Source organism: Streptomyces alkaliterrae (assembly GCF_007097205.2).
GTDB lineage: Bacteria > Actinomycetota > Actinomycetes > Streptomycetales > Streptomycetaceae > Streptomyces > Streptomyces alkaliterrae.
In genome coordinates this window covers 1-4,635 of the sequence record NZ_VJYK02000378.1, presented here as the reverse complement: position 1 = coordinate 4,635, position 4,635 = coordinate 1, and the positions used below count along the sequence as shown (strand labels likewise).

The 4,635-nt window shown below is 77.3% G+C and carries 2 protein-coding genes; both read left to right on the top strand.

What is annotated here, in order from left to right:
* On the top strand, positions 1 to 338 hold a 338-nt coding region (locus FNX44_RS24035; protein WP_228450166.1), incomplete at its 5' end, for an SSI family serine proteinase inhibitor.
* A gap of 230 nt (positions 339 to 568) precedes the next feature.
* Positions 569 to 4,635 (top strand): PAS domain-containing protein (locus FNX44_RS24030; protein WP_323369636.1); only part of this gene is annotated, 4,067 nt, incomplete at its 3' end.

Here is a 4,635-nt window from a genome sequence, read left to right as displayed (position 1 = left end):
GGGGCCGGGCGGACGGGAAGTCGTTGACGATCGTCGTGAAGGACGACGTCCACGCGAAGGAGCGGCGTCTCACGCTGCGCTGCGAGCCGACCGGCGGCAACCACCCGCGGGCGGAGGAGGCGTGCGCGGCGGTGGACCGTGCCACACGCGGGGTGCGCAGCCCGTGGGAGCCGGTGTCGGCGGACACCATGTGCACGCAGATGCACGGCGGGCCGCAGACCGCGCGGGTGACGGGCACCTGGGCGGGCCGGAAGGTGGACGCGTCGTTCGACCGGTCGAACGGCTGCGAGATCGCCCGTTGGGACAGCCTCACGCCGGCGCTGCCCGAGGTGCGGTGAGAGCCCCGGGCCCCGGCCGGATAACCGGAATCGCACGTTCCGGAACACTCCGTGTCGACCGCCGCTGCTTTATGTCCGGCCTGGACCGGTGCGGCTGCTTCCTCCCTCCCCGGGGTGCGCATCCGCCGCCCCCGGGGAGGCTGCTGCCCGTAGACTCCCCTCTGGTGACAGGCCCGGGTGGACAGGCAGACTGACCGGGCACCAGGTGGTCAGCAAGGAGGAACGCCGTCGTGAGCAGCCGGCCATCCCGAGGCGCTGCTCGCCTCGCCGCCATACTCGACGCGCTGCCCGACGCGCTCCTACTGGTCAACGCCAACGGCACGGTGGTGAACGCCAACAGCATCGCGCTCGATGTCTTCGAGACGCCCGGGACGGCGCTGATCGGGCGCGGTCTCCTCGATCTGCTGCCCGCTTTCGACTCCCGGCGCATCCCCGGTTCCATGCGCCGCCCCGACGAGCAGGTCGAGGGCCGGCAGCCGCCGACGCGGATGGTCGCGCGGCGGACGGACGGGACGGAGTTCCCCGTCGAGGTCACCAGCGCCAACCTGGAGGACGGGCGCACACCGTACGAGTCCGCCTTCGAGGCCGCGTACGCCGACCACGGCAACGGCTACAGCGGCGACGAACTGCTGATGCTTGTCGTCCGCGACCTCGCCGGCACCCTCGACACCGAGGCCGAGCTGGCCCGTCAGCAGCGGCAGACGGAGATGATCCTGCGCGCCGCCGCCGAGGGCGTCGTCGGCACGGACACCGAGGGGCGGGTCGTCCTGGTGAACCCGGCCGCCGCGCAGATCCTCGGCTACCGGGCGAGCGACCTCGGCGGCCGGCACCTGCACCCGCTCGTCCACCACACCCGGCCGGACGGCACCCCGCAGCCCTACGAGGAGACGCCGCTCGCCGACACACTTCGTTCCGGTCGCAAACACCGGGTGCGCCGCCAGGTGCTGTGGGCGAAGGACGGCCGGCGGGTGCCGGTGGACATGACCACCGCGCCGGTGCGCGACGGCGACCAGTTGGTGGGCGCGGTGCTCACGTTCACCGACCGGCGGGCCGCGGACGCGCTGGAGACACGCCACGCGCAGCTGCTGTCCGTGCTCGACCAGGCGCTGCGCGGCCCGCTGGAGCAGCTGCGCACCGAACTGACCGGACTCGCCGCCGACCCGGCCGGCCAGCTCTGGCCCGAGGCGAACCAGACACTGCACCACCTGTCGGCCGGGTACTCCCGGATGACCACGCTGATCGACAACGTCGTCCGCTACCAGCGGCTCGACACCGGGCGGGAGAAACTCGACCGCAAACAGGCGTCGCTGGACGCGGTGATCGCCGCCGGCGTGGAGGGCGCGGTCGAGCTGATCGGTCCGGGACGCGCGCAGTTCGCCGTGCACGCCCCGCCGATACAGGCCGAGGTCGACGCCGAGCGGCTGGCGTTGGCGATCGCACATCTGGTGGCCGACGTCGCGGGAGTGGACGCCACCGGCACCGCACCGGCGCTCGGCGGCGTCGGCGACTCCACGATCGTGGTGGCCGCCGCCCGACGCGGCGGGCGCAAGCAGGACGGCAACAGCCCGGACGAGGCCGTCGTGCGGGTGGAGGTGCGGGGGCCGCACGGCGGCGGCAGCCCGGTGCACCTGCCCATCGCGCAGGGCGTGGTGGAACTGCACGGCGGCGTGCTCCAGACACACGAGGTGCCGGGCGCGGCGGGCGGCAGCGCGTACGTGCTCGAGGTGCCGGTGGGCGAGGTGACGGACGTACCGCCGCGGACCGTCGCCGAGGACGCGCCTGCGCCCGGCGCTTCGGGTGACGCACCCGGAGCGGGTCCGGGGAGCGGCGACGCGGGCGGCGGCCCCTCGGGCGGCGGCCGGCGACGGCGGGCCGCCACGGCACTGCCGGCCATCGCGGCCGGGCCGGGGTCCGGGGGTGAGGGCGAGGTGCCCCAGGGCGAGCAGCCACCGAACGAGACCACGATCATGCCTCTGCCGTCGCAACCCGGCCGCGGTACGGCGGAGGCGCTGGCCCTGCCGTCCGCCGGCGCGGGGCCCCGCGCGGGCGCGAGTGGCATGCCTGCCGGGCCGACCCTGCCGGCGCCCGCCGTGCCCATGCCGGCCGTTCCGGTGCCGATGCGGCGGGGAGACGACGAGCAGCCGGGCCTGGCGGCGGGTGCGCCCTCCTCGTCGCCGGTGCCGGTTCCCGCTCGCCAGGCGGCGTCCCGACTGGGGGCCGACGCCGAGGCGGGCGCGCTCCAACACGCGGGCGGCCCGCACGGGCAGGGGCAGTCCGCCGGCCGGCAGCCGTCCGTCGCAGCGCCGTCGGAGGCACAGCCGCAGCAGCCGGTGCCGCACGCCCACGCACCGGCGCCCCGGCAGCCGGTCGACGGGCCCGTGACAGGCGAGGTGGGCACCCCGGCCGGCGGTGTCGCCGCCGACCAGCTGCCGGCACCGCGTTCCGAGATGGCCGACGCGGCGCAGACGGCCGATCCGACGCGTGAGCACCAGCAGGTGGCGCAGGAGGCCGCCGCACCGGCCACCGGTGGTGTGCCGGTCGCGCCCACCGGGCGCCGCGCCAGGCGTGCGCTCCGGCCGGTCGAGGAACGGGCGGGAAGCGAGTCCGCTCCGGCCGGGCCCACGGTGCACGCCATCCCGGCGACGGCGCCGAGGGGCGGCGAGCTGAACGGTGTTGCCGGCCCGCAGGGCGGCCCGCCGGCGGCGGCCGATGCGGGGATGGACACCCCCGCCGGCACGCACGCAGGCGCACACGCCGGCACGCACTCCGGCGCTCACGCTCCCGGCCACGGCGGGCCCGCGGACTCCACGGAGTACCCGAACCACGGCCAGCACGGCGGCCACATCCCGCAGCAGGTCCAGCCCGGAACGGGTCGTCGCGGTCGTCGGGCCAGGCCCGCAGCCGACGAACCCGCCGAACGCACGGCGTTCGCGCTCCCGGCCGGTCCACCGAGCACCCCCGACACCACCCCCGACACCACCGGCGCCGCCACCGGCCCCGCGACGGACGCCCCGACCGGCGGCGTGCCCGGCGACCACCCGGCCTCCCCCGTGCCGGGCGCGGCCGGGGACCCGACATCCGGCGTCCCCGCGCCCGTTCACCCGACGCCCGGCAACGGCACGCCCGCCGCCGGAACACCGGACGCCGCCACGCCGACCGGCGGCACTCCCGCCGCCGGTTCGCCCGCTGCCGGCACCCCCGCCGCCGGTTCGCCCGCCGTGGGCACGCCGGACGCCGGAACTCCCGGCGCCGGCACCCCCGTCGAGCATCCGGTCGCGGCGCCCCCGCCGGACCGTCCCACCGGGCGGCGGCGGAAGCCGAACCCGGCCGAGGAACAGCAGGTAGCCGCTGCTCAGCAGCAGTCCGGCGGCGTCGGCTGGAGCGTGCCCACAGCGAGTGGCCCGGCGGCGCCCGGGCCGGTGACGGTGCCGCAGCAGACGCCCCCGCACGGTTCAGCGGCTCCCCACGACGGCCAGGCTCCCCACGACGACGGTCCGCACACGCCGCCGCACGGCGCCGTCCCGACCGCCGCGACCGCGGTACCGGAGACGGCGCCCACGCCCGCGCCCGGTACAGCGGCCGCCGTCCCGCCGGAGGCCACGGAGCAGGCGACAGCGTCGCCCGTCGACCACCCGGCGGCGCAGCACGACGGCGGTGCCCACGCGCTCCCCGCCGCCGCTACGCCGGAGGCCGGAGAGCAGCAGGTGCCCTCGGAACTGCTCGACCCACGGGCGGCGGGCCACTCGGTCGTGGCACGCAGTCCGATCCTGGGTGGGGCCGTGCCGCCGGTCGAGCAGCCCAGGCCGCGCCCGCTGCCGATGCCCGGCGCCCCACAGACGAGTGAGCAGTCCGGCGGCGTGAGCGTGCGGACGCTCGGCCAGGGCGCGCCGTACGCCGCGCACCTGGGCGCGGAGCAGCAGCAGGCCACACCTCCCGGCGGCACCACGCCGCCCGGCACCACGCCGCCCGACGGCACGCCGCACAGCGCGGGGGCCCCCGTCAGCGGTACGGTCGGGAGTTCCGGCGAGCACCAGGTGCCCGCGCCGCCGGCCCACCACACGCCCGCCGGTGGTACCGGTCGGCGTCGCAAGCTGGCCACTCCCGAGGAGCGGGAGATGCCGCCGATCCAGCGGCAGGCACCGGCACAGGCGCACACTCCGGCGCACGGCGCCGACACGCGCCTGGCGCACGCACCGGCAGGACAACCGTCCCCCGCGCCCGACGCAGCCCCGCCACACGAACAACTGCCGCCGCAGGCACAGCCGTTGGGAGCCCAGCAAGCCGCCCCGGCGACACC